Below are 26,048 nucleotides of genomic sequence, written 5' to 3' on the forward strand. Positions count from 1 at the left end.
TTCTTTCTCCAACAATCCTAAAAACGCAACGTAATTAAACACGACGTTTCTTCGGTGGACGACAACCGTTATGAGGGATCGGAGTCACATCAGTAATGTTAGTAATGCGTAAACCAGCCGCATTTAACGCACGGATAGTTGACTCACGGCCAGGACCAGGTCCTTTAACCATAACTTCTAAGTTTTTGATTCCGTACTCTTTCACTGCCTCAGCACAACGTTCTGCTGCAACTTGAGCGGCAAACGGAGTAGACTTACGAGAACCACGAAAACCAGAACCACCTGCGGTTGCCCAACCCAATGCATTACCTTGACGATCAGTAATGGTAACAATTGTGTTGTTAAAAGAAGCATGGATATGAGCCACACCGTCTGAAACTTGTTTTCTTACACGCTTACGTGCACGAATAGGTGCTTTTGCCATTATTCAATACCCCGACTATTTCTTGATCGGCTTACGCGGGCCCTTACGGGTACGCGCATTAGTCTTAGTACGTTGACCACGCACAGGAAGACCACGGCGGTGACGTAAACCACGATAGCAACCAAGATCCATTAAGCGCTTGATGCTTAGGGTAACTTCACGACGCAAATCACCTTCAACAATGTATTTAGCAACTTCGTCACGTAACTTGTCGATTTGCTCTTCAGACAGCTCACTGATCTTAACATGCTCAGCAATACCAGTTGCTGCACAGATTGACTGTGAGCGAGTTTTGCCGATGCCGTAAATCGATGTTAATGCGATTACGGTATGTTGATCAGGAATGTTAATGCCTGCTATACGGGCCACTATGCACTCCTAAAGTTAAATACTGCATAACTGTGCTGAAAAGCCCGCTTTCAGGATACTCAAACAGTTATACATTTTTTTAGATAAAAAGTTTGGCTGGCTAATTTAGCCAGCTCAACCCAACTTTACAAGAAAAAAATGCTTTTTCTTAACCTTGACGTTGTTTATGTCTTGGTTCAACGCTGCAAATCACACGAACAATGCCTTCACGTCTAATGATTTTACAGTTACGGCATAATTTTTTGACTGAAGCACGAACTTTCATTTTTACTCTCCGTAACTTCCTAAGCAAATTAATTTAAAGACAATTATTTGCCTTTAAGATTTGCCTTTTTCAATGCAGACTCATATTGACTGGACATCATAAGAGTTTGCACTTGAGCCATAAAGTCCATAATAACGATGACGACAATTAAAAGTGAAGTACCACCAAAATAGAATGGAACTTTCATTGCGTCACGCATGAACTCCGGGATTAAGCAAATAAAAGTAATATACAATGCACCTACTAATGTTAGGCGTGTCATTACTTTGTCAATATACTTGGCCGTTTGCTCTCCCGGACGAATTCCTGGTACAAATGCACCGGACTTCTTCAGGTTATCTGCTGTCTCTCGCGGATTAAAAACTAATGCCGTATAAAAGAAACAGAAGAAGATGATTGCAGATGCATAAAGTAACACATAAAGCGGTTGTCCTGGCTGCAAATACATTGAAATAGCTGTCAGCCAACCCCAACCTGTTCCATCACCAAACCAGGAAGCTATTGTACCTGGGAACAGTATAATACTGGAAGCAAAAATTGCAGGAATAACACCTGCCATATTTACCTTTAATGGTAAATGTGTGCTTTGTGCAGCATAAATGCGACGACCTTGTTGACGTTTTGCGTAGTTAACCACTATGCGGCGCTGACCACCTTCCATAAAGACAACAAAATAAGTCACAGCAAATACTAAAACTGCAATCAACAACAACAGGAGGAAGTGCAAATCGCCTTGCCGAGCTTGCTCAATTGTATGGCCGATGGCCGGCGGGAGCCCCGCAACTATACCTACAAAGATAATGATAGAGATACCGTTTCCAATACCTCTTTCAGTAATTTGTTCGCCTAGCCACATCAGAAACATTGTTCCTGTCACTAAACTAACAACGGCCGTGAAATAAAACGGAAAACCAGGATTGATTACCAATCCTTGCATTCCAGCCATATTTGGTAAACCTGTCGCAATACCAATAGATTGGAATATCGCTAATACCAAAGTACCATAACGCGTATATTGACTAATCTTACGGCGACCGGCTTCCCCTTCCTTCTTAATCTCTGCTAGACGTGGATTAACTACAGTCAGTAATTGGACAATAATCGATGCCGAAATATACGGCATAATTCCCAATGCAAAGATAGAAGCACGACTAAGTGCACCACCAGAGAACATATTAAACATTTCAATGATGGTGCCTCTTTGCTGTTCAAGCAATTTGGCAAGCACAGTGGCATCAATACCAGGAATAGGAATAAAAGAACCAATACGGAAAACAATCAGCGCCCCAATAACAAACAAAAGCCTGCGTTTAAGTTCGCCTATGCCACCTTTAGCACTTTGAAAATCTAAACCTGGTTGCTTCGCCATCTGTAACTTATTCCTCGATTTTACCGCCAGCCGCTTCAATTGCAGTCCGTGCACCTTTTGTTACACGAAGACCACGTACAGTTACTGGACGATTAACTTCACCAGAAAGAATAACTTTCGCATATTCTATTTGAATGCCAACTATATTAGCAGCTTTCAGCGTATTCAGAACAATGACATCGCCTTCAACTTTAGCAAAGTCTGACAAACGAACTTCTGCAGTAATCATTGCTTTACGTGAAGTAAAACCAAATTTTGGTAAACGACGATATAGAGGTATCTGACCGCCTTCAAAACCACGACGTACGCCACCGCCAGAACGAGACTTCTGACCTTTATGACCACGTCCGCCAGTTTTACCTAAACCGGAACCAATACCGCGACCTACGCGTTTAGGTGCATGTTTAGCACCTTCAGCTGGAGACAGAGTATTTAAGCGCATCTGTTACTCCTCAACTTTAACCATGTAGGAAACCAAATTGATCATGCCGCGGACCGCTGGTGTATCTTCACGTTCTACAGTATGACCGATACGACGCAGACCTAAACCGGTCATGGTTGCCTTATGTTTTGGCAAACGACCAATAGTACTGCGAAATTGTGTAATTTTAATAGTCTTAGCCATGGTCCATTACCCCAGAATTTCTTCGACGGATTTACCACGCTTAGCTGCGACCATTTCTGGAGACTTCATACTGTCTAAAGCATCCAGCGTTGCACGAACAACATTAATTGGGTTCGTGGAACCATAGGTTTTAGCCAGTACGTTATGAACACCCGCGACTTCCAAAACAGCACGCATTGCACCGCCTGCGATGATACCCGTACCTTCATAAGCAGGTTGAATAAACACACGAGAACCTGTGTGAGCACCTTTTACAGGATGATACAAAGTACCATTATTGAGAGCGACGTTTTTCATATTGCGACGGGCTTTTTCCATCGCTTTCTGGATTGCTGCCGGAACTTCGCGTGCCTTACCGTAGCCAAAACCAACACGACCGTTACCATCACCAACGACAGTTAGTGCTGTAAAACTAAAAATACGGCCACCTTTAACGGTTTTTGCTACACGATTTACCGCGATCAGCTTTTCCTGCAGTTCGCCAGCTTGTTTCTCGATGTGAGCCATCTTACACCTCTACCTTAGAACTGAAGGCCAGCTTCACGGGCAGCATCTGCCAGTGCCTGGACTCGACCATGATATTGGAAACCAGAACGGTCAAAAGCAACTTCTTTGATGCCTTTTTCCAACGCGCGCTCAGCAATTAATTTACCAACTGCTGCTGCGGCTTCTTTGTTTCCTGTGTACTTTACTTGCTCATTGATAGTTTTTTCTGTAGTAGAAGCAACCACCAAAGTTTCAGAACCGTTTGGTGCAATAACCTGCGCATAAATATGTCGAGGGGTACGGTGTACCACCAAGCGCGTTGCACCCAGTTCATGTAGTTTGCGGCGTGCGCGGGTCGCACGACGGATACGAGCTACTTTCTTATCCATAGTGTTACCTTACTTCTTCTTAGCCTCTTTAGTACGCACGATTTCATCGGCGTAACGAACACCTTTACCTTTATAAGGTTCAGGACGACGGTAAGCACGCAATTCTGCTGCAACTTGGCCAATTGCCTGTTTATCTGCTCCTTCCAACACAATTTCAGTCTGTGAAGGACATTTTGCAGTAATACCTGCTGGCAGTTCATGCTCTACCGGATGAGAGAAACCTAAGGACAAACTTACAGTATTGCCTTTAATAGCTGCACGATAACCGACACCAACCAGCTGAAGTTTCTTAGTGAAGCCTTCGGTAACACCAATAACCATTGCATTCAATAAAGAACGCGTCGTACCCGCTTGCGCCCATGCATCAGCAAAACCTTCACGAGCTGCAAACGTTAATTGATTATCGGCATGTTTGACTTCAACAGCTTTATGGATTGTACGAGTAAGCTCGCCATTTTTACCTTTAATCGCTATATCCTGACCGTCAAGTTTAACTTCTACGCCGGCAGGAATGACGACAGGTGCTTTTGCCACACGAGACATTCTTTCCTCCCGAATTAAGCTACGTAGCAGAGAATTTCGCCACCTAAACCTGCTTGGCGAGCTGCACGATCAGTCATGACACCTTTAGAAGTAGAAATAATCGCAATGCCTAAACCAGCCATAACCTGTGGTAGCTCATCTTTTTTCTTATAGATGCGCAAACTTGGGCGGCTTACACGCTGAATGCTTTCTACAACAGCCTTACCTTGGAAATATTTCAATGTAATTTCCAATGTTGGCTTGATGTCGCCTTCAATTTTATAATCTTCGATATAACCTTCTTCCTTAAGCACTGTAGCAATCGCTACTTTTAGCTTAGCGGAAGGCATGTTGACCGCAGCTTTATTAGCGGCCTGACCGTTACGGATACGGGTTAGCATATCCGCGATGGGATCTTGCATGCTCATCTGTCTTTACTCCCGTGATTCAATTGGTGATAATTACCAGCTAGCCTTTTTAAGACCCGGGATTTCACCGCGCATAGCGGATTCACGGACTTTAATACGGCTTAGACCAAATTTCCGCAGAAAACCATGCGGACGCCCAGTTTGACGACAGCGGTTACGCCGACGAGAAGGGCTGGAATCACGTGGTAGCGTTTGCAGCTTAAGAACAGCATTCCAACGATCTTCATCAGATGTATTCACATCAGAAATAATAGCTTTCAATTCTGTGCGCTTTGCAAAGAATTTTTCAGCTAATTTTGCACGTTTTACATCACGTGCTTTCATTGATTGTTTAGCCATGAATACCCTGCCTTACTTACGGAACGGAAAGTTAAACGCCATCAACAGTGCAAGACCTTCATCATCTGATTTCGCACTAGTGGTGATAGTAATATCTAAACCACGTACACGATCCACTTTATCATAATCGATTTCAGGAAAGATGATTTGTTCACGTACACCCATGCTGTAGTTACCGCGACCATCAAATGATTTAGTGGATAAACCACGGAAATCACGGATACGTGGTACAGCAATAAAAATCAGACGCTCAAAGAATTCCCACATACGTTCGCCACGCAGGGTCACTTTACAGCCGATTGGATAGCCCTGACGGATTTTGAAGCCTGCAACAGATTTGCGCGCTTTGGTGATAAATGGTTTTTGCCCTGTTATTGCCGCTAAATCAGCAGCTGCATTATCAAGCAGCTTTTTATCGGCAACAGCTTCACCAACACCCATGTTCAGGGTGATCTTCTCGACCCGAGGGACTTGCATGACAGAATTGTAGCCAAACTGAGTCATCAGCTTTTGGACTACCTCGTCTTTGTAGTAATCATGCAGTTTCGCCATCGTATACTCCAAAAATTACTTAATAGTTTCACTGTTAGATTTGAAGAAACGCACTTTTTTGCCATCTTCAATTCTAAAACCTACTCGGTCAGCCTTGCCAGTTGTCACATTAAAGATTGCAACGTTAGAAACATCAATTGCTGCTTCTTTTTCGACGATGCCACCTGGTTGACTCAGAGCCGGAACAGGCTTCTGATGTTTCTTAACCAGATTAATCCCTTCAACAATGACTTTACCAGAAGAAAGAACCTGTTTTACTTTACCGCGTTTGCCTTTATCTTTACCAGCTAACACGATAACTTCGTCATCACGACGGATTTTCGCTGCCATTGTGCCCGCTCCTTAGAGTACTTCTGGTGCCAGAGAGATAATTTTCATAAACTTCTCAGTACGAAGTTCACGAGTTACCGGCCCAAAAATACGCGTACCGATAACTTGCTCACTTGTATTGTTTAACAACACACAAGCATTGCCATCGAAGCGAATGACAGAACCGTCAGGGCGACGAACACCCTTCTTGGTGCGCACCACTACCGCTTTCAGGACATCACCTTTTTTCACTTTACCGCGTGGAATTGCTTCTTTAACAGTAATTTTGATGATATCACCTACATCTGCGTAGCGACGGTGCGAGCCACCTAGAACCTTGATACACATTACGCGACGTGCGCCGGAGTTGTCGGCTACGTTCAGCATAGTCTGTTCTTGGATCATTTTAGTGCTCCGCTAAATGTCAACTACAACTAAGCCGCTTCTTATATAAATTGAAGAGGCAGTACAATTACCCATACATGAGGGGGCAGCATTATAACACCACAACATCAATATGGACAGAAAAAATAAACGGCCGCTTTATTAAGAGCCGCTTATTCTATTATGAAATGGCTATCCTATTACAGAACAGCTTTTTCTACAACGCGAACAAGTGTCCATGACTTTGTTTTGGACAGTGGGCTGGTTTCATGGATTTCCACTAGATCACCGATACCACATTCATTGTTCTCGTCATGTACATGCAATTTGGTCGTACGACGGATAAACTTACCATATAAAGGATGTTTTACCATACGCTCAATAGCAACGACAATAGATTTCTCCATCTTATCGCTAGTTACACGACCTTGCAAAGTACGGATTTTATCGCTCATTACGCACCCGCCTTTTCAGTCAATAAAGTCTTAACGCGTGCAATATCACGACGTACTTGTTTCAACAGGTGAGACTGTTGCAGCTGTCCACTTGCTGCCTGCATACTCAAGTTAAATTGCTCACGTAGCAGGTTAAGCAGTTCAGTATTCAACTCTTCAACGCTTTTTTCGCGCAGCTCTTTTGCTTTCATTACATCACCGTCTTAGTTACAAAGGTGGTTTTGATAGGCAGTTTTGCTGCTGCCAACTTGAATGCTTCACGAGCTAGCTCTTCTGGAACACCGTCCATTTCATAAAGAACTTTACCAGGCTGGATCAAGGCAACCCAATACTCTACGTTACCTTTACCTTTACCCATACGCACTTCAAGTGGCTTTTCAGTAATAGGTTTATCTGGAAACACACGAATCCAGATTTTACCCTGACGCTTAACTGCACGGGTCATGGCACGACGTGCCGCTTCAATCTGACGTGCAGTCAGACGTCCACGACCCACTGCCTTCAGACCGAAAGTGCCGAAGCTAACATCCGTACCTGCAGCCAGACCACGATTGCGGCCTTTATGCATTTTACGGAATTTCGTACGCTTTGGTTGTAACATCAGCGACTCTCCTTGCGGCCTTTACGCTGCTGCTTTTTAGGTTGAACTGTAGGTTTCTCTACCTGTTCAACAGCAGCCATACCACCCAGAATCTCACCTTTGAAGATCCATACTTTAACGCCGAGTACCCCATAAGTGGTGTGCGCTTCTGCAGTGTTATAATCGATATCAGCACGCAAGGTGTGCAATGGCACACGGCCTTCACGATACCACTCAGTACGTGCAATTTCAGCGCCGCCTAAACGACCACTGACTTCCACTTTTATGCCTTTTGCACCTAGACGCATAGCATTCTGTACCGCTCGTTTCATAGCTCGACGGAACATAACACGACGTTCCAGCTGTGAAGCGATACTATCAGCAACTAATTTAGCATCCAGTTCAGGCTTACGTACTTCAGCAATATTGATTTGCGCAGGGACACCAGCAATATCTGCTACTGTTTTACGCAGTTTCTCGACATCTTCACCTTTTTTACCGATAACGATACCAGGACGAGCAGTGTGAATAGTTACACGGATGCTCTTCGCAGGACGTTCGATAACGATACGTGAAATAGATGCCTTTGCCAGTTCTTTATTCAGATACTGGCGTACTTTAAAATCGCTGTCTAGGTTGTCAGCGAATTCTTTTGTATTCGCATACCAAGTAGAGTTCCAAGGTTTGACAATACCCAGGCGAATACCATTAGGATGTACTTTCTGACCCATTGCTAGTCTCCAGAGTCTCAGCGATCGGACACAACCACAGTAATGTGGCTGGTGCGCTTCAAAATACGATCTGCACGGCCTTTCGCGCGAGGCATGATGCGTTTCATAGTTGGACCTTCGTTAACGAAAATTTTCGTCACTTTTAAGTCATCAATATCAGCACCATCGTTGTGCTCGGCGTTAGCGATAGCAGACTCAAGTACTTTCTTCACTAAACCAGCAGCTTTCTTGTTGGTATAGTTCAGAATTTCTAGAGCTTGCGACACTTTCTTACCGCGAATCAGATCAGCCACTAAACGAACCTTCTGAGCAGAAGAACGAGCGTGGCGATGCATAGCGATAGTTTCCATCTCTTCCTCCTACCTTAACGTTTCTTGGCCTTTTTATCGGCCGCATGGCCGCGATAAGTACGAGTCGGCGCGAATTCACCCAATTTATGACCAACCATTTCGTCGGTAACAAAAACTGGAACATGCTGACGACCATTATGGATAGCGATGGTCAAACCGATCATGTTAGGAAAGATCGTTGAACGACGGGACCAAGTCTTGAGAGGTTTTTTGTCTCCGCTTTCCACCGCTTTCTCTACCTTCTTCAGCAAGTGCAGGTCAATAAAAGGACCTTTCTTGAGAGAACGTGGCATGGTTTATCCTCTAATTATTTTTTAGAACGGTGACGTACGATATATTTATCAGTACGCTTATTGCTACGGGTCTTTTTACCTTTGGTTTGAACGCCCCAAGGTGTTATTGGGTGTTTACCAAAGTTACGACCTTCACCACCACCATGTGGATGGTCTACTGGGTTCATCGCTGTACCACGAACGGTAGGGCGAATTCCACGCCAGCGGCTAGCACCAGCTTTACCCAGAACACGCAGCATATGCTCCGCATTACCAACTTCACCTAATGTCGCACGGCACTCAGAAAGTACTTTACGCATTTCGCCAGAACGTAAACGGATAGTTACATAACTACCATCACGTGCAACGATTTGCACATAAGCACCGGCTGAACGCGCCAGCTGACCACCTTTACCCGGTTTAAGCTCAACATTATGAACCGTTGAACCGACAGGAATATTACGCATAGGTAAAGCATTACCTGCTTTAATTGCTGCATCTGCACCAGACTGAATTTGGTCTCCGGCTTTTAAGCCTTTTGGTGCCAGAATATAGCGACGCTCTCCATCTTTATAGAGAACTAATGCAATATTCGCCGAACGATTTGGATCATATTCCAGACGCTCAACAGTAGCAGCAATACCATCTTTATTGCGTTTAAAGTCAATTAGACGATAATGCTGTTTGTGACCACCACCAATATGACGCGTAGTAATACGGCCATTATTGTTACGTCCACCGGTTTTGTTGCTTTTTTCTAGCAACGGAGCATAAGGTTTACCCTTATGCAGCTCAGGGTTAACCACTTTAACTACGTGGCGACGGCCCGGAGACGTAGGTTTACATTTAACAACTGCCATTGTTCTTTACTCCTCCGACTTACTCTGCACCACCGATGAAGTCCAGATTCTGGCCTTCTTTCAGAGTGACGTAAGCTTTTTTCCAGTCGCTACGACGACCAATTCGCTGACCGTGGCGTTTGGTTTTGCCTTTAACTAGTAAAGTATTTACACCTTTGACTTCAACTTCGAACAGTTTCTGTACGGCAGCCTTAATCTCTGCTTTAGTCGCATCTTTCGCTACTTTAAGCACGATGGTGTTACTTTTTTCCATCGCTGTAGAAGCTTTCTCAGAGACATGCGGCGCACGTAGTACTTTTAGCAGACGTTCTTCACGGATCATGCTAGCATCTCCTCAATTTGCTTCACAGCATCAGCAGTCATAACTACTTTGTCGAAGGCAATTAGGCTAACAGGATCGATACCGATTGCATCGCGAACATCAACTTTATATAAGTTACGGGCTGCTAAAAACAAGTTTTCATCAACCTCATTCGTGACGATCAATACGTCATCCAGCGCCATTTCCTTTAATTTTTGTACCAGAAGCTTAGTTTTCGGCGCTTCCAGTGCAAATTTCTCGACAACAATTAGACGATCCTGACGTACCAATTCAGACAAGATGCTTTTCAAAGCACCGCGGTACATCTTTTTATTTACTTTTTGACTGTGGTCCTGTGGTCTCGCTGCGAAAGTAACACCACCAGAGCGCCAAATTGGGCTCTTAACTGAACCAGCACGTGCACGACCAGTACCTTTTTGACGCCATGGCTTTTTACCAGAACCTGAAACCTCAGCACGAGTTTTCTGAGCACGAGTATCTTGACGAGCACCAGCTGCATACGCAACAACTACTTGATGCACAAGCGCTTCATTGAAATCACGCCCGAAGGTAGTTTCGGAAACAGTCAGCGCGCTTTGCGCGTCTTTCATTACCAATTCCATTCCTATCTCCTCGACGTTACGCCTTAACAGCTGGTTTTACAATCAGGTTGCTACCAGTTGCACCTGGAACAGCACCCTTGACCAACAGCAGATTACGTTCAGCGTCAACGCGTACTACATCCAGACTTTGAACAGTTACACGTTCATTACCCAATTGGCCTGCCATTTTCTTGCCTTTAAATACCTTACCCGGAGTTTGGTTTTGACCAATAGAACCCGGAACACGGTGTGACAAGGAGTTACCATGAGTAGCGTCCTGAGTGCGAAAATTCCAGCGTTTAACCGTACCAGCAAAACCCTTACCTTTGGAGGTACCAGTAACGTCGACTTTCTTGACGTCAGCAAAAATTTCAACACTAATGCTTTGACCTACAGTAAACTCTTCGTTTTCACTCAAACGAAATTCACGTAGGATACGGCCAGCTTCAACACCAGCTTTAGCAAAATGCCCAGCATCAGGTTTCTTTACACGGTTTGCTTTTTTGCTACCGGTAGTAACCTGAATTGCATTATAACCATCTGTTTCCAGGCTCTTAACCTGAGTCACTCGGTTATTTTCAATTTCGATAACAGTTACAGGAATAGAAACACCATCTTCAGTGAAGATACGTGTCATTCCTACTTTCTTCCCGACTAAACCAATCATTGTTTCAACCTCTCAATCGCGCAACGACCTGATTAACCCAGGCTGATCTGCACATCTACACCTGCAGCCAGATCCAGACGCATCAGAGCATCAACGGTTTTCTCAGTTGGCTCAACGATGTCAACCAGACGCTTATGAGTACGAATTTCGTACTGATCACGTGCATCTTTATTAACATGCGGCGAAATCAGAACGGTAAAACGTTCTTTACGTGTAGGTAACGGGATCGGACCACGTACTTGAGCGCCAGTGCGCTTAGCAGTTTCAACGATTTCCGCAGTTGATTGATCAATTAAACGATGATCAAAGGCTTTCAGGCGGATACGGATTCTTTGGTTCTGCATGAGACCAGAGCTCCAACTATTTATAAACGTAAAAAATTACTCCTCGCACCCATTTCGATTGATAGGGGAGTGTAATCATTCTCATAATAACCTCCAAATCGGAGGTATTGTTTTTTAACGCAGTTTTACTGCTTACTAGCCTTTACGGCCAGGCTCTTGAAATTAAAGAGCCCGTGCATTATACGTAATTTCAGGATAAGAGCAAGCCGTAGATAAAAAAATTGCATAAAATTTATTTATAAAAATCTTATGCAATAATATTTGTTAAAATCTTAATCAATAAATACCAATTAAATCATGTCTCTTCACCCAGCTGAGATTGTAGGTAATTTTTTAGGTCTATGTTTGCTATCAAATCCAATTGCGTTTCTATCCAATCAATATGTTTTTCTTCATCCGTTAGTATTTCAATCATTAAATCGCGACTAACATAATCACTAACTGAATCCGCATAAGCAATTGCTGAACGCAAATCTTTCGCCCCATCCAATTCAAGCAGTAAATCTGATTTAAGCATTTCTTCAACATTCTCACCAATATTTAATTTACCTAAATCCTGCAAATTTGGTATACCTTCAAGAAAGAGGATCCTTTCTATATATTTATCAGCATGTTTCATCTCATCAATAGATTCTTCATATTCAATATCATTAAGACGTAATAAACCCCAATTTTTAAACATACGGGAATGTAAAAAATATTGATTGATTGCAACAAGCTCATTACCCAATAATGTATTTAAATGGGTGATCATTTTTTTATCGCCTTTCATTTTTTATCCTCCACTTCCAGTATCTAAAGTGTAGATAGAAATTATTAGACGAACAGAATAGAAAAATATTTTTATTGAAAAGCGAAGAGTAATTTATTAATTAAAACTAGAAAGGTTCTTTGATAGCATTTAAATTTATTCTATTAATTCATTGTACTGCGTCAATATCAGTAACAACAGATAAATTTATTTGCTCATTTTGAATTAGCTGAGTTGCTTGAGGCAAGCATTTTCCACAATGGCTACCAATATATACACACTTCTTTAATCCACTAATGGATGTTATGTGATTATCGCGAACTAAAGTTTTTATTGTTTTATCACTAATTCGATTACATAGACAGACGTACATTTTTAATACCGACCAGTTAAAATCTCATCAGCAATACTAAATGATAATGATTTTCATTTCAATGTTAGTTTGAGTTATATACTCAAAAAATTAGATTATCGGTAATAATTTTACAGCGATCATAAAAAAAGAGGCTTTCGCCTCTTTTTTCAAATTCAATATCAAATCAAGCAATAATTTTAGCAACGACACCGGCACCGACTGTACGGCCACCTTCACGGATCGCAAAACGCAATCCTTCATCCATCGCGATTGGCGCTATCAACGTCACTTTCATGTTGATATTATCACCTGGCATTACCATCTCTACGCCTTCTGGCAACTCGATTGTGCCCGTTACATCCGTCGTTCTAAAATAAAACTGTGGACGGTAACCTTTAAAGAATGGCGTGTGGCGACCGCCCTCATCTTTGCTCAAAATATATACTTCTGATTCAAATTGAGTATGCGGATTGATTGAACCTGGTTTTGCTAATACTTGACCACGCTCTACATCTTCACGCTTGGTACCACGTAATAATACACCTACGTTCTCACCTGCACGACCTTCGTCCAGCAGTTTGCGGAACATTTCTACGCCCGTACACGTCGTTTTGGTCGTCTCTTTAATTCCGACGATTTCAACTTCTTCACCAACCTTAACTACACCACGCTCTACACGGCCTGTTACTACGGTTCCACGGCCTGAGATCGAAAATACGTCTTCGATTGGCAACAAGAACGGTTTATCTATCGCACGCTCTGGCTCTGGGATGTAGTCATCTAATGCTTTCGCTAACTCTAGAATTTTCTCTTCCCACTCAGCAACGCCTTCCAGCGCCTTCAACGCTGAACCTTTGATTACCGGCGTGTCGTCTCCTGGGAAATCATACTGAGAAAGAAGCTCACGCACTTCCATTTCAACCAATTCCAGCAACTCTTCATCATCAACCATATCACATTTGTTCAGGAAAACGATGATGTAAGGAACACCTACCTGGCGACCTAATAGGATATGCTCACGTGTTTGTGGCATTGGACCATCTGTTGCCGCAACCACTAAAATCGCGCCGTCCATTTGTGCCGCACCGGTGATCATGTTTTTTACATAATCTGCGTGGCCTGGGCAATCAACATGGGCATAATGGCGGGTTGGCGTATCATATTCTACGTGAGAGGTAGAAATTGTGATACCGCGCGCTTTTTCTTCCGGTGCATTATCAATTTGATCAAATGCACGTGCACTACCGCCATAAGTTTTCGCTAATACGGTGGTGATTGCTGCAGTTAAAGTTGTTTTACCATGGTCAACGTGGCCGATTGTACCAACGTTAACGTGCGGTTTTTTACGTTCAAATTTTTCTTTAGACATTAGATTGTCCCTCTAAGACACGGAATCGGTGGTTACACCACATTAACCAAGCAGTAAAAGTCATATACTCGTTGCTTGTTTTTTCGCAGGAAAAAAATCAGGGAACAATTAAGAACACATTCTAGGAGTGGTGCTGATAGGCAGATTCGAACTGCCGACCTCACCCTTACCAAGGGTGTGCTCTACCAACTGAGCTATATCAGCACATCTTGGAGCGGGCAGCGGGAATCGAACCCGCATCATCAGCTTGGAAGGCTGAGGTAATAGCCATTATACGATGCCCGCGATGAACTCGGCTACCTGACTTTAATCAGCTGCAAATTTTATCTTAAGTATTTTGCATCGAGGTAGCATTTTAAGCTGAACACTTAAGATGAAACTTATGGTGGTGGGAGAAGGATTCGAACCTTCGAAGTCTGTGACGGCAGATTTACAGTCTGCTCCCTTTGGCCGCTCGGGAATCCCACCTTTTACTTATATTCAAATTTTTAATGGTGCCGGCACCAAGAGTCGAACTCGGGACCTACTGATTACAAGTCAGTTGCTCTACCAACTGAGCTATGCCGGCATCAGGTGCTGCGCATTCTAGGTAGAGAACGAGCATGTTGCAACAAAAAAATTAAAATATTTGTTCTTTTGCTTATAAAACACTCACTTTAACCTTTTTTGCTGCTTTTTTCTATAGTAAATGTTTAAATACTCAACAGTATAAATTTTTTATTTACTATTTACTCTAGTGAAAAATGACATCAAATTTTTCTCACTAATAAAAACGTATCGTAAAACATACAATATTATTTCATTGCTAAAAATAAAAAACGGATGAATTGTGATCAATTATTTAATTAATACAAAAAAAACAGAAAAAACTCTACGCCTAAAGATATTCAATCGTTATTATGCAATCTATTTTTTTATTGGTTATGAATGATTATGACAACCTGTACACAGGTAAATGTTGACTTATGAAACAACAACAAAACTTTTCAATAACACCTTATTTAGAATTTGATCGTGAACATTGGGCAACATTACGTGATTCTGTTCCACTAGAGCTACTAACGGATAAAGAGTTGCTGGAACTGAAGGGTATCAATGATGAAATTTCAATGGATGAAGTAAATAAAATTTATCTTCCTATTTCACGGCTACTTAATTTCTATATCAGTTCAAATTTACGTAGACAAACAGTTTTACAACAATTCTTAGGTACTAATGGTACTAATGGTACTAATGGTACTAATGGTACTAATGGTACTAATGGTACTAAAGTACCTTATGTTATCGGTATTGCAGGCAGTGTTGCAGTTGGTAAAAGTACCACAGCTCGCCTATTACAAACTTTATTAAGTCGGTGGCCCGAGCATCGTAAAGTTGATCTTATTACAACAGATGGTTTCTTATACCCAAATCAGATTTTAAACGAACGTGGAATAATGAAGAAAAAAGGATTTCCGCAATCCTATGATATGCACCGTTTAGTAAAATTTGTTTCTGATATAAAATCTGGAGTCAAACAGGTTACCGCTCCGGTATACTCCCATTTTACTTATGATATCGTTCCCGATAAAAAGCAAGTGATTGAGCAGCCTGATATTCTTATTTTGGAAGGTTTAAACGTTTTGCAAAGCGGAATGGATTATCCGCATGCTCCCCATCATGTTTTTGTATCTGACTTTGTCGATTTTTCAATTTATGTTGATGCCCCGGAAAATTTATTGAAAAAATGGTATATCAGTCGATTTTTGAAATTTTGCCAAGGCGCTTTTTCCGACCCTCACGCCTATTTCTACCATTATTCTAAATTAGAGCAAGAAGAAGCGATCAATACAGCTAAAACAATATGGGAAGAAATTAATAAAATAAATTTGGAAGAGAATATAATACCAACCAAAGAAAGAGCCAGTTTGATCATGACTAAAGGCTCTAATCATTCAATTACAAATGTTAGATTAAGAAAATAATTTCAGACATTGAGTCGATGATTAGCTTCGACTCAATTGTTCTAATTATCTGGCCGTAATGAAATTTCACCACCTATATAAGAAACAATTTCACCATTTTGTTCTAACAAAATTGCGCCGTGTTCATTAATACCTTTCACGATACCGATTTCAAGGTGATCACCAATATGTAATCTTACTTTTTTATGTAAAAAATTATCCAACTCCAGCCAACGCTTAATAAAAGGAACAAGACCATATTTCTCAAATTGCACTAATTCATGACGTAATGCCATAATGATCTGACCTGCGATCACATTTCTTTCTATTTGAATACCAGCCTGCTCAAGATTAATCCATCCTTGATTAATATTTGTTTCATAATTACGACTCATTGCAATATTAAGCCCAATACCAATCACAATATGTGCCGCATCGCCAGTTTTACCTACCATTTCAATTAAAATACCTGCAAACTTTTTTTCATTAAGATAAAGATCATTAGGCCATTTAACTTTTATATTACTACCGCTCAATTTATTAAGGGTCTCAGCTATCACAATCCCCGCAACCAAGCTTAGACCCATGGCAGCAGCCGGCCCTTGGTCTAAATGCCAGTACAATGATAAATAAAGATTACAGCCGAAAGGAGAAGCCCAATATCGACCACGCCTCCCTCTACCGGCTGTTTGATATTCTGCAACACAAGCATCACCAGAACTTAATTGATCAATGCGCTCAAGTAGATATTGATTGGTAGAATTAATAACCGGTTTTACTATTATATTTCCGCGTCTCACTAAACCATAAATTCGCTCGTAGTCTAATAAATCCATTTTTCTAGTAAGTTGGTAACCCTTACTAGTAATAGTATTAACCTCAATACCCCATTTACGTAGTGTGTGAATATGTTTATTAATACCAGCTCGCGTCATGCCAAGTAATTCACCCAACTGCTCGCCTGAATGTATACTACCATCAGAAAGTATTTTGATGAGTTTTAAAGGAATAGTTACATCTTTCATGAAATAGCATCCATAGCATTTAATTCACCATATTTACCAATAAAACGCACTTCTGGTTCTAGTGTAATAGCAAATTTCTCTATAACCTTTTTTCGGATATAACGGGCTAAATCTACAATATCTTCTCCAGTCGCATTATTTTTATTAATTAAAATCAATGCTTGCTCCTTATGTACTGCCGCGCCACCACATTGATAACCCTTTAGATCACATTGATCAATGAGCCATCCAGCAGCAAGCTTTACTGTACCATCAATTTGAAGATATTCTGGACATCGAGGATAATGGGCCTTTATTTCATTTGCCGCCATACTAGAAATAACGGGATTTTTAAAAAAACTACCCGCATTTCCTACCAAAAATGGATCAGGTAACTTACTTTGCCGGATTTTACAAACAGCGTCAAAGATAGTTTCCGCTGTCACTGTTTGTGCTGCTAAGGAAGTCAAACCAGCATATGTTAATCTGGGTTGCCATAGTTTGTTAAGCTTCAGACCAACTGCAACAATAGCAAAATTTTCACGATATTTATGCTTAAAAATACTATCCCGATAACCAAATTGACATTCAGCGACATCTAAACGATATTGTTGACCATTATTTAGATTAACAATATCGACATAGTGACATGCATCTTTAAATTCCATACCATAAGCACCGATATTTTGTATAGGCGCTGCCCCTACAGATCCCGGAATTAACGCCATATTTTCTAATCCATAGATGCCATTTTTTATAAGTGTTTCAACCAATTGATGCCAATTATTTCCTGCGCCAACATGAATAAACCATTCCTTAGCTGATTCAGTTATCTCTAACGCCATAATTCGATTTAAAATAACCAGGCCATCAAAGTCACTAATGAAGAGAACATTACTCCCGCCGCCCAATAATAAAATAGGCCACCCTTTTAGTCGTGCATTTTTCCATAACATAAGCAACTCTTCTACTGAAGTAGCCGAGTATATTGCTTTTGCCTTAGCATCAAGACTAAAAGTATTATATTTTTTTAATTCATTATGATTATCAGAATGCATATATCAAAACTCAATTAATATATAGTAATTATATAGTCTATTAATGTAGATATATAGAGAATAGATAAGAGTTACAAAATCAAACAATAAAACGTCAAAAAGCCACCCTTGGGTGGCTTTCTTAACATAATCAAAGTCTGGCAGCTCCCTACTCTCACATGGGGAGACCCCACACTACCATCGGCGCTACGGCATTTCACTTCTGAGTTCGGCATGGGGTCAGGTGGGACCACCGCGCTATTACCGCCAAACAAATTCTTTTCTATTTATCCCGTCTTATTTCGCTGCCTTACAGTCTGCTCACCTACCTCAGTAGCGAACACACCTCGGCCTTCAGTAAAATTCGACCAGATTCAATCTCAAAACAAGCTAAAATTCTCTCTCTCAAAACACCTTCGGTGTTGTCAGGTTAAGCCTCTCGGGTCATTAGTACTGGTTAGCTCAACGTATCGCTACGCTTACACACCCAGCCTATCTACGTCCTCGTCTCGAACACCCCTTATAGGACATTACTGTCAGGGAAGACTCATCTTGAGGCAAGTTTCCCGCTTAGATGCTTTCAGCGGTTATCTCTTCCGCACTTAGCTACCAGGCGATGCCATTGGCATGACAACCTGTACACCAGTGGTGCGTCCACTCCGGTCCTCTCGTACTAGGAGCAGCCCCCCTCAATCTTCCTTCGCCCACGACAGATAGGGACCGAACTGTCTCACGACGTTCTAAACCCAGCTCGCGTACCACTTTAAATGGCGAACAGCCATACCCTTGGGACCTACTTCAGCCCCAGGATGTGATGAGCCGACATCGAGGTGCCAAACACCGCCGTCGATATGAACTCTTGGGCGGTATCAGCCTGTTATCCCCGGAGTACCTTTTATCCGTTGAGCGATGGCCCTTCCATTCAGAACCACCGGATCACTAAGACCTACTTTCGTACCTGCTCGCGCCGTCACGCTCGCAGTCAAGCTGGCTTATGCCTTTGCACTAACCTCACGATGTCCGACCGTGATTAGCCAACCTTCGTGCTCCTCCGTTACGCTTTGGGAGGAGACCGCCCCAGTCAAACTACCCACCAGACACTGTCCTCAGCCCGGATTACGGGCCTAAGTTAGAACATCAAACATTAAAGGGTGGTATTTCAACGTTGGCTCCATGCAGACTGGCGTCCACACTTCAAAGCCTCCCACCTATCCTACACATCAAGGCTCAATGTTCAGTGTCAAGCTATAGTAAAGGTTCACGGGGTCTTTCCGTCTTGCCGCGGGTACACTGCATCTTCACAGCGAGTTCAATTTCACTGAGTCTCGGGTGGAGACAGCCTGGCCATCATTACGCCATTCGTGCAGGTCGGAACTTACCCGACAAGGAATTTCGCTACCTTAGGACCGTTATAGTTACGGCCGCCGTTTACTGGGGCTTCGATCAAGAGCTTCGCCTTACGGCTTACCCCATCAATTAACCTTCCAGCACCGGGCAGGCGTCACACCGTATACGTCCACTTTCGTGTTTGCACAGTGCTGTGTTTTTAATAAACAGTTGCAGCCAGCTGGTATCTTCGACTGGCTTCAGCTCCGGATGCAAGACCCTTCACCTAATGCCAGCGTGCCTTCTCCCGAAGTTACGGCACCATTTTGCCTAGTTCCTTCACCCGAGTTCTCTCAAGCGCCTGAGTATTCTCTACCTAACCACCTGTGTCGGTTTGGGGTACGATTAATGATTACCTATCGCTTAGAGGCTTTTCCTGGAAGCTGCGCATCAACTACTTCACCACCTTGGTGGCTCGTCATCACGTCTCAGTGTTGTAGCAGTGCGGATTTGCCTGCACTACCCACCTACTCGCTTAAACCGGGACAACCGTCGCCCGGATAGCCTAGCCTTCTCCGTCCCCCCTTCGCAGTAACCCTTAGTACGGGAATATTAACCCGTTTCCCATCGACTACGCTTTTCAGCCTCGCCTTAGGGGTCGACTTACCCTGCCCCGATTAACGTTGGACAGGAAACCTTGGTCTTTCGGCGAGCGGGTTTTTCACCCGCTTTATCGTTACTTATGTCAGCATTCGCACTTCTGATACCTCCAGCAGACCTCTCAGTCCACCTTCTACGGCTTACAGAACGCTCACCTACCCAACAACATCTAAATGTCGCTGCCGCAGCTTCGGTGCATGGTTTAGCCCTGTTACATCTTCCGCGCAGGCCGACTCGACCAGTGAGCTATTACACTTTCTTTAAATGATGGCTGCTTCTAAGCCAACATCCTGGCTGTCTAAGCCTTCCCACTTAACCATGACTTGGGGACCTTAGCTGGCGGTCTGGGTTGTTTCCCTCTTCACGACGGACGTTAGCACCCGCCGTGTGTCTCCCGTGATAACATTCTTCGGTATTCGTAGTTTGCATCGGGTTGGTAAGTCGGGATGACCCCCTAGCCGAAACAGTGCTCTACCCCCGAAGATGAATTCACGAGGCGCTACCTAAATAGCTTTCGGGGAGAACCAGCTATCTCCCGGTTTGATTGGCCTTTCACCCCCAGCCACAAGTCATCCGCTAATTTTTCAACATTAGTCGGTTCGGTCCTCCAGTTAGTGTTACCCAACCTTCAACCCGCCCATGGCTAGATCACCGGGTTTCGGGTCTATACCCTGCAACTTAACGCCTAGTTAAGACTCGGTTTCCCTACGGCTCCCCTATGCGGTTAACCTTGCTACAGAATATAAGTCGCTGACCCATTATACAAAAGGTACGCAGTCACACCCTTTCGGGTGCCCCCACTGCTTGTACGTACACGATTTCAGGTTCTATTTCACTCCCCTTGCCGGGGTTCTTTTCGCCTTTCCCTCACGGTACTGGTTCACTATCGGTCAGTCAGGAGTATTTAGCCTTGGAGGATGGTCCCCCCATATTCAGACAGGATAACACGTGTCCCGCCCTACTCTTCGAGTTCACAACACTTACCGTTTCAGATACGGGGCTATCACCCTTTATTGCCGGCCTTTCCAGACCCTTCTCCTGCGGTAAATATTGATGTTGACTCTGGGCTGCTCCCCGTTCGCTCGCCGCTACTGGGGGAATCTCGGTTGATTTCTTTTCCTCGGGGTACTGAGATGTTTCAGTTCCCCCGGTTCGCCTCGTTTGACTATGAATTCATCAAACGATAGTGCATTAATGCACTGGGTTTCCCCATTCGGACATCGCCGGCTAGTACGCTTCATATCAGCTTACCGACGCTTTTCGCAGATTAGCACGTCCTTCATCGCCTCTGACTGCCTAGGCATCCACCGTGTACGCTTCATTCGCTTAACCTCACAACCCGAAGGTGTCTTCTACTGTCTTTTTGTTGGGTTATGGCTGCGCGTCCACCAATTCTTTGTTGGGCAGTGCGCGCAATGCTCACGTACTTTAGTACGCTGCGCTTGCTGTGCGCTGGCCGCCTCGAATTGCTGACTGCTCGCTCATAACGCTTCATCATGACAACTAAAACCCAACTGATTGGAGTTTTGAGAGTCCTCCACACTATTTTTTCAATAATGTGTGTTTCAATTTTCAGCTTGTTCCAGATTGTTAAAGAGCATTATTATTCGCAGCATACTGTTGCCAGCCTGCTCTGAATAACTTTTTTTCTATTTTTATCTTGCAATATGGTGGAGCTAAGCGGGATCGAACCGCTGACCTCCTGCGTGCAAAGCAGGCGCTCTCCCAGCTGAGCTATAGCCCCATTAAGATTGTCGTATCATTACACCTTACTGCTAACCTTGCCTTTCAGCCACTTCCATCGGCAATGTTGGTAGGCCTGAGTGGACTTGAACCACCGACCTCACCCTTATCAGGGGTGCGCTCTAACCACCTGAGCTACAAGCCTAATGATACCTTCTGCTCAATCTTCATCAGACAATCTGTGTGAACACTCACATTCCATCTATCTAGGTAAGGAGGTGATCCAACCGCAGGTTCCCCTACGGTTACCTTGTTACGACTTCACCCCAGTCATGAATCACAAAGTGGTAAGCGCCATCCAAAAGGTTAAGCTACCTACTTCTTTTGCAACCCACTCCCATGGTGTGACGGGCGGTGTGTACAAGGCCCGGGAACGTATTCACCGCGACATGCTGATCCGCGATTACTAGCGATTCCGACTTCATGGAGTCGAGTTGCAGACTCCAATCCGGACTTCGACGTACTTTCTGAGTTCCGCTTCCCATCGCTGGCTCGCCTCTCTCTGTATACGCCATTGTAGCACGTGTGTAGCCCTACTCGTAAGGGCCATGATGACTTGACGTCATCCCCACCTTCCTCCGGTTTATCACCGGCAGTCTCCTTTGAGTTCCCGACTCTACTCGCTGGCAACAAAGGATAAGGGTTGCGCTCGTTGCGGGACTTAACCCAACATTTCACAACACGAGCTGACGACAGCCATGCAGCACCTGTCTCAGCGCTCCCGAAGGCATTCCTCTATCTCTAAAGGATTCGCTGGATGTCAAGAGTAGGTAAGGTTCTTCGCGTTGCATCGAATTAAACCACATGCTCCACCGCTTGTGCGGGCCCCCGTCAATTCATTTGAGTTTTAACCTTGCGGCCGTACTCCCCAGGCGGTCGATTTAACGCGTTAGCTCCGGAGGCCACAGTTCATGACCACAACCTCCAAATCGACATCGTTTACAGCGTGGACTACCAGGGTATCTAATCCTGTTTGCTCCCCACGCTTTCGCACATGAGCGTCAGTCTTTGTCCAGGGGGCCGCCTTCGCCACCGGTATTCCTCCACATCTCTACGCATTTCACTGCTACACATGGAATTCTACCCCCCTCTACAAGACTCTAGCTAACCAGTCTTGAATGCCATTCCCAGGTTAAGCCCGGGGATTTCACATCCAACTTAATTAACCGCCTGCGTGCCCTTTACGCCCAGTAATTCCGATTAACGCTCGCACCCTCCGTATTACCGCGGCTGCTGGCACGGAGTTAGCCGGTGCTTCTTCTGTCGCTAACGTCAATTGCTAAGGTTATTAACCCTAACACCTTCCTCACGACTGAAAGTACTTTACAACCCGAAGGCCTTCTTCATACACGCGGCATGGCTGCATCAGGCTTGCGCCCATTGTGCAATATTCCCCACTGCTGCCTCCCGTAGGAGTCTGGGCCGTGTCTCAGTCCCAGTGTGGCTGATCATCCTCTCAGACCAGCTAGAGATCGTCGCCTAGGTGAGCCCTTACCCCACCTACTAGCTAATCTCATATGGGTTCATCCGAAGGTGTGAGGCCAGAACGGTCCCCCACTTTGCTCCTTAGAGATTATGCGGTATTAGCCACCGTTTCCAGTGGTTATCCCCCGCCTTCGGCCAGATCCCCATACCTTACTCACCCGTCCGCCGCTCGCCGGCAAGGAAGCAAGCTTCCTTCCGCTGCCGCTCGACTTGCATGTGTTAGGCCTGCCGCCAGCGTTCAATCTGAGCCATGATCAAACTCTTCAATTAAAAGCTTGATGCTCAAAGAATGTTTTACTGACCGTAACGCCCTTTTGTTCAACTCCCTTTGCCGATGTTTGACCACCTTCGCCGCTGCCGACCAAAATAACGTTACTGCATATTAGTTCATATATGAATTAACTGTTTTGTCACTCTTCAAGACTTTAAAATCAAATATTTTTTGATGATGTCTTGCGAGTGCCCACACAGATTGTCTGATTAATTGTTAAAGAGCGTGCGACCCAGGCCGCGAGGTGGCGAATATTACGCTTTTCACCTGTAAAGTCAAGTAGTTATTTCTACTTTTCTTTACCCTGCGTCAAGAAAATTCAATCCAATTGATTCGTTCTATACTGACTCAGTGGGGGCGCATTATAGGCAGTTTTACGCAGCTGGCAAGCAATAATTTGTAAACTTTAGTCGTTTGCTCTTTTTTTCGACAAAAAGCAGAAAAAATAGCAATTTTTAATCAAATTTTTATTTAAGCGCATTAAATTCACGCGCAAAGTATTCGACTTTTTGCCAATCAGTATATTCAACCTCTTTATTTGTATTCGTTTCTCCACCTGTTATTTTCATAATAAATTGGATCATAATACGATCTAACCATTTATATTGGGGATAACGTAGCGCTCCGGCAAACACATTAGTAATAGTTGGTTGCCACGGAATTTTAGCTAAAAATTTACGTACATAAACATTTGTTTCAGGTGTATCTTTGCCCTGTTTTCTGGCCGTCAAATTAACGCCAAAAAATGCACTTGGCATAGTATTCAACTCTTTTTGGTGATTTTGCGCAAAACTCAACACTGCAGGATTAAAATGACCATAACGGATTGAAGCACCGACTAATACTTTTTGGTAGACAGAAAGATTAAAATTTTTATCCATATTTAAATCTCTAACATCACATTGCTTACCTTCTTTACGTAAATATTCAGTAATTTTAAGTATTATTTTTTTAGTCTGACCATTTTCACCAGAATAAAGTAGCAAATAGCTCATGTGTTACCTATAAAATTATATAAATGATTATTCCCGCCAAAAGGTTGGAGTGAAAAGAACAAGTAAAGTGAACACTTCCAATCGGCCAAATAACATAGTGACTATTAAGATCCATTTTCCCGTTGGATTCATGGTAGTAAAGTTTTCAGCTACCGAGCCTAATCCTGGCCCTAAATTATTCAGTGTTGCCGCAATTGCGGCAAAAGCAGAAAACTCATCTACACCGGTAGCAATTAACAATAATAAACTTATAATAAAAACCAATGCATAAGCAGAAAAAAAACCCCAAACAGCTTCAATAATACGTTCAGGTAATGCCCTGGAGCCTAATTTTATCGTGTAAACAGCATTTGGATGTACTAACCGTTTTAACTCCCGTGAACCCTGCAAGAATAATAGTAAAATTCGAATAACTTTTAATCCACCTCCAGTTGATCCTGCACACCCACCGACAAAAGCAGCACAAAGTAACAATATCGGTAGAAAAAGCGGCCAATTTGCAAACCCATCGGTACTATAACCGGCTGTTGTTGCGACAGAGACAACCTGAAAAAAGGCTTGATCAAATGTTTGTAATAGAGAGTCATAAACTGAATGATATAGAAGTACTAACGTACAAATGATTATCAAAACTATTTGAAAACCGATAAATACTCTAAATTCAGGATCACGCCAGTAAATTGTCAGACTACGACCAGATAATACGGCAAAATGAAGACCAAAATTACAGCCAGAAATCAGCAAAAAAATAGCAATAATGGTATTAATAGCAGGGCTATTAAAGTAGCCAATACTTTGGTCATGAGTAGAAAATCCACCAATAGCGACAGTAGAAAAACTATGGGAGATAGCATCAAAAACATCCATGCCAGCGCCCCATAATGCTATCGCGCAGACTATAGTAAGCAAAACATAGATTAACCAAAGTGTCTTTGCCGTTTCTGCAATCCTTGGACGCATTTTATTGTCTTTAAGTGGGCCAGGCATTTCTGCCCGATAAAGCTGCATTCCACCTACGCCTAATAAAGGTAATATGGCTACCGCTAAAACAATAATTCCCATACCACCTAACCACTGTAGCATCTGTCGATAAAAGAGTATTGCTTTGGGTAAAGTGTCTAACCCAACCAATGTGGTTGCTCCAGTTGTTGTTAAACCGGAAAAAGATTCAAAAAAAGCATCGGTAACCGAAAGATGAGGCCGATCAGAAAAAATAAAAGGTAGTGCTCCAACACTACCTAACACGGTCCAAAAAAGGGCGACTATCAGAAAACCTTCTTTAGGTTTTAGATCATGTCGATTGTTTCTGTTTGGTATCCATAGTAACAATCCGATAATTAATGCCGCAACAAAGGTTTGGCTAAAGGCGCGTCCTGCTCCATCTCGATAAATCAATGCCACTATGCCTGGAATAATCATAGTGACAGAAAATAAGATAACAAGTAGCCCAACAATTCGGGTTATTGCTCGAAAATGCATGAGTGGT

The 26,048-nt window shown here is 43.2% G+C and carries 33 protein-coding genes, 6 tRNA genes and 3 rRNA genes; 1 reads left to right on the top strand and 41 read right to left on the bottom strand.

Annotation, left to right across the window (positions count from 1 at the left end; genetic code table 11):
- Positions 1-34 precede the first annotated feature (34 nt).
- The 32 genes from rpsK to AACL31_RS20405 all read right to left on the bottom strand — a co-directional run bounded on the left by rpsK (position 35) and on the right by AACL31_RS20405 (position 14,666).
- Positions 35-424: a 30S ribosomal protein S11 gene (gene rpsK, locus AACL31_RS20250; RefSeq protein WP_310512450.1), complete on the bottom strand. Its 390-nt coding sequence runs from the start codon at positions 422-424 to the stop codon at positions 35-37.
- 15 nt (positions 425-439) lie between these two features.
- Positions 440-793: a 30S ribosomal protein S13 gene (gene rpsM, locus AACL31_RS20255; protein WP_032116398.1), complete on the bottom strand. Its 354-nt coding sequence runs from the start codon at positions 791-793 to the stop codon at positions 440-442.
- 148 nt (positions 794-941) lie between these two features.
- Positions 942-1,058 carry a 50S ribosomal protein L36 gene (rpmJ, locus tag AACL31_RS20260; protein WP_032116397.1) on the bottom strand — a complete coding sequence of 39 codons (117 nt, stop codon included), beginning with the start codon at positions 1,056-1,058 and terminating at the stop codon, positions 942-944.
- A gap of 43 nt (positions 1,059-1,101) precedes the next feature.
- The gene (gene secY, locus AACL31_RS20265) at positions 1,102-2,427 is read right to left on the bottom strand and encodes a preprotein translocase subunit SecY (RefSeq protein ID WP_310512451.1); all 1,326 of its coding nucleotides are present in this window, start codon (positions 2,425-2,427) and stop codon (positions 1,102-1,104) included.
- Positions 2,428-2,434: 7 nt separating this feature from the next.
- A complete protein-coding gene (gene rplO, locus AACL31_RS20270; RefSeq protein ID WP_310512452.1) occupies positions 2,435-2,869 on the bottom strand; it encodes a 50S ribosomal protein L15 in 435 nt (144 codons plus the stop codon).
- 3 nt (positions 2,870-2,872) lie between these two features.
- Entirely contained in the window at positions 2,873-3,052 is a 180-nt protein-coding gene (gene rpmD, locus AACL31_RS20275) for a 50S ribosomal protein L30 (RefSeq protein WP_310510223.1), read from the bottom strand.
- 6 nt (positions 3,053-3,058) lie between these two features.
- Positions 3,059-3,559: a 30S ribosomal protein S5 gene (rpsE, locus tag AACL31_RS20280; RefSeq protein ID WP_310512453.1), complete on the bottom strand. Its 501-nt coding sequence runs from the start codon at positions 3,557-3,559 to the stop codon at positions 3,059-3,061.
- Between the two features lie 14 nt (positions 3,560-3,573).
- Positions 3,574-3,927 carry a 50S ribosomal protein L18 gene (gene rplR, locus AACL31_RS20285; protein WP_032116393.1) on the bottom strand — a complete coding sequence of 118 codons (354 nt, stop codon included), beginning with the start codon at positions 3,925-3,927 and terminating at the stop codon, positions 3,574-3,576.
- Between the two features lie 9 nt (positions 3,928-3,936).
- Positions 3,937-4,470: a 50S ribosomal protein L6 gene (gene rplF, locus AACL31_RS20290; RefSeq protein WP_032116392.1), complete on the bottom strand. Its 534-nt coding sequence runs from the start codon at positions 4,468-4,470 to the stop codon at positions 3,937-3,939.
- 14 nt (positions 4,471-4,484) lie between these two features.
- Positions 4,485-4,877, bottom strand: a complete 393-nt coding sequence (rpsH, locus tag AACL31_RS20295) for a 30S ribosomal protein S8 (RefSeq protein WP_026823166.1) — start codon at positions 4,875-4,877, stop codon at positions 4,485-4,487.
- Positions 4,878-4,910: 33 nt separating this feature from the next.
- Entirely contained in the window at positions 4,911-5,216 is a 306-nt protein-coding gene (gene rpsN, locus AACL31_RS20300) for a 30S ribosomal protein S14 (protein ID WP_026823167.1), read from the bottom strand.
- A 12-nt stretch (positions 5,217-5,228) separates the two neighbouring features.
- Positions 5,229-5,768 (bottom strand): 50S ribosomal protein L5, encoded by a 540-nt coding sequence (gene rplE, locus AACL31_RS20305; RefSeq protein ID WP_063654796.1) that lies wholly within the window; start codon positions 5,766-5,768, stop codon positions 5,229-5,231.
- A 15-nt stretch (positions 5,769-5,783) separates the two neighbouring features.
- A complete protein-coding gene (gene rplX, locus AACL31_RS20310; protein ID WP_290608051.1) occupies positions 5,784-6,098 on the bottom strand; it encodes a 50S ribosomal protein L24 in 315 nt (104 codons plus the stop codon).
- 12 nt (positions 6,099-6,110) lie between these two features.
- Positions 6,111-6,482 carry a 50S ribosomal protein L14 gene (gene rplN, locus AACL31_RS20315; RefSeq protein ID WP_026823170.1) on the bottom strand — a complete coding sequence of 124 codons (372 nt, stop codon included), beginning with the start codon at positions 6,480-6,482 and terminating at the stop codon, positions 6,111-6,113.
- 179 nt (positions 6,483-6,661) lie between these two features.
- Positions 6,662-6,916 (bottom strand): 30S ribosomal protein S17, encoded by a 255-nt coding sequence (gene rpsQ / locus AACL31_RS20320; protein WP_310512454.1) that lies wholly within the window; start codon positions 6,914-6,916, stop codon positions 6,662-6,664.
- Positions 6,916-7,107, bottom strand: a complete 192-nt coding sequence (gene rpmC / locus AACL31_RS20325; RefSeq protein WP_026823172.1) for a 50S ribosomal protein L29 — start codon at positions 7,105-7,107, stop codon at positions 6,916-6,918. The genes rpsQ and rpmC overlap by 1 nt, the downstream gene beginning before the upstream one ends.
- The gene (gene rplP / locus AACL31_RS20330; protein ID WP_032116388.1) at positions 7,107-7,517 is read right to left on the bottom strand and encodes a 50S ribosomal protein L16; all 411 of its coding nucleotides are present in this window, start codon (positions 7,515-7,517) and stop codon (positions 7,107-7,109) included. The genes rpmC and rplP overlap by 1 nt, the downstream gene beginning before the upstream one ends.
- The gene (rpsC, locus tag AACL31_RS20335; RefSeq protein WP_032116387.1) at positions 7,517-8,227 is read right to left on the bottom strand and encodes a 30S ribosomal protein S3; all 711 of its coding nucleotides are present in this window, start codon (positions 8,225-8,227) and stop codon (positions 7,517-7,519) included. The genes rplP and rpsC overlap by 1 nt, the downstream gene beginning before the upstream one ends.
- Before the next feature lie 17 nt (positions 8,228-8,244).
- The gene (gene rplV / locus AACL31_RS20340; protein WP_026823175.1) at positions 8,245-8,577 is read right to left on the bottom strand and encodes a 50S ribosomal protein L22; all 333 of its coding nucleotides are present in this window, start codon (positions 8,575-8,577) and stop codon (positions 8,245-8,247) included.
- A 14-nt stretch (positions 8,578-8,591) separates the two neighbouring features.
- Positions 8,592-8,870 carry a 30S ribosomal protein S19 gene (rpsS, locus tag AACL31_RS20345; RefSeq protein ID WP_032116386.1) on the bottom strand — a complete coding sequence of 93 codons (279 nt, stop codon included), beginning with the start codon at positions 8,868-8,870 and terminating at the stop codon, positions 8,592-8,594.
- A gap of 14 nt (positions 8,871-8,884) precedes the next feature.
- Positions 8,885-9,709 (bottom strand): 50S ribosomal protein L2, encoded by an 825-nt coding sequence (rplB, locus tag AACL31_RS20350; RefSeq protein ID WP_310512455.1) that lies wholly within the window; start codon positions 9,707-9,709, stop codon positions 8,885-8,887.
- A gap of 19 nt (positions 9,710-9,728) precedes the next feature.
- Positions 9,729-10,031 (bottom strand): 50S ribosomal protein L23, encoded by a 303-nt coding sequence (gene rplW, locus AACL31_RS20355; protein WP_032116384.1) that lies wholly within the window; start codon positions 10,029-10,031, stop codon positions 9,729-9,731.
- Entirely contained in the window at positions 10,028-10,633 is a 606-nt protein-coding gene (gene rplD / locus AACL31_RS20360) for a 50S ribosomal protein L4 (RefSeq protein WP_310512456.1), read from the bottom strand. Before rplD ends, rplW begins: the two co-directional genes overlap by 4 nt.
- Before the next feature lie 16 nt (positions 10,634-10,649).
- Positions 10,650-11,279: a 50S ribosomal protein L3 gene (gene rplC, locus AACL31_RS20365; protein ID WP_310512457.1), complete on the bottom strand. Its 630-nt coding sequence runs from the start codon at positions 11,277-11,279 to the stop codon at positions 10,650-10,652.
- 32 nt (positions 11,280-11,311) lie between these two features.
- Positions 11,312-11,623: a 30S ribosomal protein S10 gene (gene rpsJ / locus AACL31_RS20370; protein WP_001181005.1), complete on the bottom strand. Its 312-nt coding sequence runs from the start codon at positions 11,621-11,623 to the stop codon at positions 11,312-11,314.
- Positions 11,624-11,918: 295 nt separating this feature from the next.
- On the bottom strand, positions 11,919-12,395 hold the full coding sequence (bfr, locus tag AACL31_RS20375) for a bacterioferritin (RefSeq protein ID WP_310512458.1): 477 nt from the start codon (positions 12,393-12,395) through the stop codon (positions 11,919-11,921).
- A gap of 148 nt (positions 12,396-12,543) precedes the next feature.
- The gene (locus AACL31_RS20380; RefSeq protein ID WP_310512459.1) at positions 12,544-12,747 is read right to left on the bottom strand and encodes a (2Fe-2S)-binding protein; all 204 of its coding nucleotides are present in this window, start codon (positions 12,745-12,747) and stop codon (positions 12,544-12,546) included.
- Between the two features lie 166 nt (positions 12,748-12,913).
- On the bottom strand, positions 12,914-14,098 hold the full coding sequence (tuf, locus tag AACL31_RS20385; RefSeq protein WP_032116381.1) for an elongation factor Tu: 1,185 nt from the start codon (positions 14,096-14,098) through the stop codon (positions 12,914-12,916).
- A 128-nt stretch (positions 14,099-14,226) separates the two neighbouring features.
- Positions 14,227-14,302: transfer RNA gene (locus AACL31_RS20390), tRNA-Thr, on the bottom strand.
- A gap of 6 nt (positions 14,303-14,308) precedes the next feature.
- A tRNA-Gly gene (locus tag AACL31_RS20395) sits at positions 14,309-14,383 on the bottom strand.
- A gap of 98 nt (positions 14,384-14,481) precedes the next feature.
- A tRNA-Tyr gene (locus AACL31_RS20400) sits at positions 14,482-14,566 on the bottom strand.
- Between the two features lie 24 nt (positions 14,567-14,590).
- Positions 14,591-14,666: transfer RNA gene (locus AACL31_RS20405), tRNA-Thr, on the bottom strand.
- A 397-nt stretch (positions 14,667-15,063) separates the two neighbouring features.
- Between AACL31_RS20405 and coaA the strand changes: the two genes are divergently transcribed.
- Positions 15,064-16,062, top strand: coding sequence for a type I pantothenate kinase (coaA, locus tag AACL31_RS20410; RefSeq protein WP_339053601.1), 999 nt, complete (start codon positions 15,064-15,066; stop codon positions 16,060-16,062).
- A 41-nt stretch (positions 16,063-16,103) separates the two neighbouring features.
- On the opposite strand, the gene birA is transcribed toward coaA, so the two are convergent.
- The 9 genes from birA to trkH form a co-directional block, all read right to left on the bottom strand.
- Entirely contained in the window at positions 16,104-17,066 is a 963-nt protein-coding gene (gene birA, locus AACL31_RS20415) for a bifunctional biotin--[acetyl-CoA-carboxylase] ligase/biotin operon repressor BirA (RefSeq protein WP_339053602.1), read from the bottom strand.
- A complete protein-coding gene (gene murB / locus AACL31_RS20420) occupies positions 17,063-18,103 on the bottom strand; it encodes a UDP-N-acetylmuramate dehydrogenase (protein ID WP_310513079.1) in 1,041 nt (346 codons plus the stop codon). Before murB ends, birA begins: the two co-directional genes overlap by 4 nt.
- Before the next feature lie 135 nt (positions 18,104-18,238).
- Positions 18,239-18,354, bottom strand: a 5S ribosomal RNA gene (gene rrf / locus AACL31_RS20425).
- A gap of 154 nt (positions 18,355-18,508) precedes the next feature.
- Positions 18,509-21,400: ribosomal RNA gene (locus AACL31_RS20430) — 23S ribosomal RNA — on the bottom strand.
- Between the two features lie 336 nt (positions 21,401-21,736).
- A tRNA-Ala gene (locus tag AACL31_RS20435) sits at positions 21,737-21,812 on the bottom strand.
- A gap of 67 nt (positions 21,813-21,879) precedes the next feature.
- A tRNA-Ile gene (locus tag AACL31_RS20440) sits at positions 21,880-21,956 on the bottom strand.
- A 66-nt stretch (positions 21,957-22,022) separates the two neighbouring features.
- Positions 22,023-23,566: ribosomal RNA gene (locus AACL31_RS20445) — 16S ribosomal RNA — on the bottom strand.
- The 16S, 23S and 5S rRNA genes sit together here with 2 tRNA genes alongside, the layout of an rRNA operon.
- Positions 23,567-24,034: 468 nt before the next feature.
- A complete protein-coding gene (hemG, locus tag AACL31_RS20450; RefSeq protein WP_310509796.1) occupies positions 24,035-24,562 on the bottom strand; it encodes a menaquinone-dependent protoporphyrinogen IX dehydrogenase in 528 nt (175 codons plus the stop codon).
- A gap of 27 nt (positions 24,563-24,589) precedes the next feature.
- Positions 24,590-26,041 (bottom strand): Trk system potassium transporter TrkH, encoded by a 1,452-nt coding sequence (trkH, locus tag AACL31_RS20455; RefSeq protein WP_310512350.1) that lies wholly within the window; start codon positions 26,039-26,041, stop codon positions 24,590-24,592.
- Positions 26,042-26,048 lie beyond the last annotated feature (7 nt).

This window comes from Arsenophonus endosymbiont of Crataerina pallida (assembly GCF_964020125.1).
GTDB classification, from domain to species: domain Bacteria; phylum Pseudomonadota; class Gammaproteobacteria; order Enterobacterales; family Enterobacteriaceae; genus Arsenophonus; species Arsenophonus nilaparvatae.

Coding starts and splice junctions, on each gene's coding strand:
- rplN (WP_026823170.1), bottom strand. CDS start 6,482: ATGATCCAAGAACAGACTATGCTGAACGTAGCCGACAACTCCGGCGCA.
- trkH (WP_310512350.1), bottom strand. CDS start 26,041: ATGCATTTTCGAGCAATAACCCGAATTGTTGGGCTACTTGTTATCTTA.
- rplX (WP_290608051.1), bottom strand. CDS start 6,098: ATGGCAGCGAAAATCCGTCGTGATGACGAAGTTATCGTGTTAGCTGGT.
- rpmC (WP_026823172.1), bottom strand. CDS start 7,107: ATGAAAGCAAAAGAGCTGCGCGAAAAAAGCGTTGAAGAGTTGAATACT.
- coaA (WP_339053601.1), top strand. CDS start 15,064: ATGAAACAACAACAAAACTTTTCAATAACACCTTATTTAGAATTTGAT.
- hemG (WP_310509796.1), bottom strand. CDS start 24,562: ATGAGCTATTTGCTACTTTATTCTGGTGAAAATGGTCAGACTAAAAAA.
- rpsE (WP_310512453.1), bottom strand. CDS start 3,559: ATGGCTCACATCGAGAAACAAGCTGGCGAACTGCAGGAAAAGCTGATC.
- secY (WP_310512451.1), bottom strand. CDS start 2,427: ATGGCGAAGCAACCAGGTTTAGATTTTCAAAGTGCTAAAGGTGGCATA.
- rplB (WP_310512455.1), bottom strand. CDS start 9,709: ATGGCAGTTGTTAAATGTAAACCTACGTCTCCGGGCCGTCGCCACGTA.
- rpsH (WP_026823166.1), bottom strand. CDS start 4,877: ATGAGCATGCAAGATCCCATCGCGGATATGCTAACCCGTATCCGTAAC.
- rpsS (WP_032116386.1), bottom strand. CDS start 8,870: ATGCCACGTTCTCTCAAGAAAGGTCCTTTTATTGACCTGCACTTGCTG.
- murB (WP_310513079.1), bottom strand. CDS start 18,103: ATGCATTCTGATAATCATAATGAATTAAAAAAATATAATACTTTTAGT.
- bfr (WP_310512458.1), bottom strand. CDS start 12,395: ATGAAAGGCGATAAAAAAATGATCACCCATTTAAATACATTATTGGGT.
- rpmD (WP_310510223.1), bottom strand. CDS start 3,052: ATGGCTAAGACTATTAAAATTACACAATTTCGCAGTACTATTGGTCGT.
- tuf (WP_032116381.1), bottom strand. CDS start 14,098: ATGTCTAAAGAAAAATTTGAACGTAAAAAACCGCACGTTAACGTTGGT.
- rplO (WP_310512452.1), bottom strand. CDS start 2,869: ATGCGCTTAAATACTCTGTCTCCAGCTGAAGGTGCTAAACATGCACCT.
- rpsQ (WP_310512454.1), bottom strand. CDS start 6,916: ATGAGCGATAAAATCCGTACTTTGCAAGGTCGTGTAACTAGCGATAAG.
- rplE (WP_063654796.1), bottom strand. CDS start 5,768: ATGGCGAAACTGCATGATTACTACAAAGACGAGGTAGTCCAAAAGCTG.
- rplR (WP_032116393.1), bottom strand. CDS start 3,927: ATGGATAAGAAAGTAGCTCGTATCCGTCGTGCGACCCGCGCACGCCGC.
- birA (WP_339053602.1), bottom strand. CDS start 17,066: ATGAAAGATGTAACTATTCCTTTAAAACTCATCAAAATACTTTCTGAT.
- AACL31_RS20380 (WP_310512459.1), bottom strand. CDS start 12,747: ATGTACGTCTGTCTATGTAATCGAATTAGTGATAAAACAATAAAAACT.
- rplC (WP_310512457.1), bottom strand. CDS start 11,279: ATGATTGGTTTAGTCGGGAAGAAAGTAGGAATGACACGTATCTTCACT.
- rpsC (WP_032116387.1), bottom strand. CDS start 8,227: ATGGGTCAGAAAGTACATCCTAATGGTATTCGCCTGGGTATTGTCAAA.
- rpsN (WP_026823167.1), bottom strand. CDS start 5,216: ATGGCTAAACAATCAATGAAAGCACGTGATGTAAAACGTGCAAAATTA.
- rpsK (WP_310512450.1), bottom strand. CDS start 424: ATGGCAAAAGCACCTATTCGTGCACGTAAGCGTGTAAGAAAACAAGTT.
- rpsJ (WP_001181005.1), bottom strand. CDS start 11,623: ATGCAGAACCAAAGAATCCGTATCCGCCTGAAAGCCTTTGATCATCGT.
- rpmJ (WP_032116397.1), bottom strand. CDS start 1,058: ATGAAAGTTCGTGCTTCAGTCAAAAAATTATGCCGTAACTGTAAAATC.
- rplF (WP_032116392.1), bottom strand. CDS start 4,470: ATGTCTCGTGTGGCAAAAGCACCTGTCGTCATTCCTGCCGGCGTAGAA.
- rplV (WP_026823175.1), bottom strand. CDS start 8,577: ATGGAAACTATCGCTATGCATCGCCACGCTCGTTCTTCTGCTCAGAAG.
- rplD (WP_310512456.1), bottom strand. CDS start 10,633: ATGGAATTGGTAATGAAAGACGCGCAAAGCGCGCTGACTGTTTCCGAA.
- rplP (WP_032116388.1), bottom strand. CDS start 7,517: ATGTTACAACCAAAGCGTACGAAATTCCGTAAAATGCATAAAGGCCGC.
- rplW (WP_032116384.1), bottom strand. CDS start 10,031: ATGATCCGTGAAGAACGTCTGCTAAAAGTACTACGTGCGCCGCATGTC.